Genomic DNA, 1,525 nt, shown 5'->3' with positions numbered 1-1,525 from the left:
GTATTCTCGACCGCCATATGAGAAATGGGCTCAAGTGCGTCGATTCCGGGACGGTTTGGATTGGGCCGGGTGTTGTCATCGGCGACGACGTGACGGTAGAACCCTTTGTGCAGGTGTGGGGAGCGTCAAAGATCGGTAGCGGCTCCAGGTTGGGCAGTTTCTCTATTGTCAGGGACAGCGTTTTAGGCGAGAATGTCCACCTATTGGGGCATGTCGTGATTTGCGACAGTACGGCCGGCGATAATTCTATCCTAGGCCCCTTCACTTTCGTCAGGGATGGTTCGGTGCTGAGCGAGGGGGCTTTCGTGGGCAAGTTCGTGGAGATCAAAAAAAGCGTCATCGGCGAAAAAGCCAAGGTTCCTCACCTAACCTACATTGGCGACGCCACGGTGGGGAAAGGAAGCAACATAGGAGCTGGCACCGTAACCTGCAATTTTGACGGGGAAAAGAAAAACTCGACCTTCATAGGCGAAGGTTGCTTCATCGGCAGCGATACAATGCTGGTGGCACCCGTTACGCTGGGCGACGGTTGTTACACCGCGGCCGGATCGGTTATCACGAAGGACGTTCCCACTGAGAGCCTGGCCATCGGAAGGGCTAGGCAGAAGAATATCGAGGGATGGGCCCGCAGGAGAAGGAAGGCTGACGGGGGAGGGGAATAAAGGTGGCCTCAAAATTACGAGAACTGAAGGTTTTTTCGGGTAGTGCTCATCCGGAATTCACCAGGTCGATCTGTGAAAATCTCGGGGTCGGGGTCGCGACAGCGAACATATTCCGCTTCTCCGACGGGGAGATCGGGCTTTCCGTGGAAGAGAGCGTAAGAGGGGCCGATGTTTACGTTGTTCAGCCCACCTGCGAACTCGTCAACGAGAACCTCATGGAACTCCTGATTATGATCGATGCCATGCGCAGGGCCTCGGCCTACCGGGTGAACGTGGTGACCCCCTACTTTGGTTATGCCAGGCAAGACCGGAAATCCAAAGCCAGGGATCCCATAACCGCCAAGCTGGTGGCCAACCTGATAGAGAAGGCTGGCGCCGACCGCGTCCTGGCCGCGGATCTGCACGCCGGACAGCTTCAGGGCTTCTTTGACATCCCCGTGGATCACCTCACGGGTATACCGTTGTTAGCCGCCTACTTCAGGGATGTTCTTAAGAAAGAACTGGAAAAGGGCGACCTGGTGGTCATCCCGCCTGATATCGGCGCCGTGACCAGGGCGAGGCGTTTCGCTGTGCCCCTTAACGCCGATCTCGCGATAGTCGACAAGCGTCGCTCCCATGAGGTAGCCAACTTCAGCGAGGTCATGGAAGTGATCGGTGACGTCTCGGGCAAGACGGCGGTGCTCGTGGACGATATCATAGATACGGCAGGCACCATGGTGCAGGCGGCCGAAGCGGTATTGGCGAGGGGAGCCAAAAAGGTCTACGCCTGTGCGACCCACGGCGTCCTCTCGGGTCCAGCCATCGACAGGATAAGCAGGTCGCCCATTCACCAGGTGGTCCTGACAAACACGATCCCACTCCCG

The 1,525-nt window shown here is 57.4% G+C and carries 2 protein-coding genes; both read left to right on the top strand.

Features of this window, described 5'->3' with window-relative positions:
- The coding region (locus GX108_02140; protein NLO55847.1) for a UDP-N-acetylglucosamine diphosphorylase/glucosamine-1-phosphate N-acetyltransferase at window positions 1-662 on the top strand (662 nt) is incomplete at its 5' end.
- 2 nt (window positions 663-664) lie between these two features.
- On the top strand, window positions 665-1,525 hold an 861-nt coding region (locus GX108_02135), incomplete at its 3' end, for a ribose-phosphate pyrophosphokinase (protein NLO55846.1).

Origin of the sequence: Thermovirga sp. (genome assembly GCA_012523215.1) — a bacterium.
GTDB lineage: Bacteria > Synergistota > Synergistia > Synergistales > Thermovirgaceae > 58-81.
Note: the sequence above shows the minus strand (reverse complement) of the source record. Positions and strands in the feature narration are given on the sequence as shown.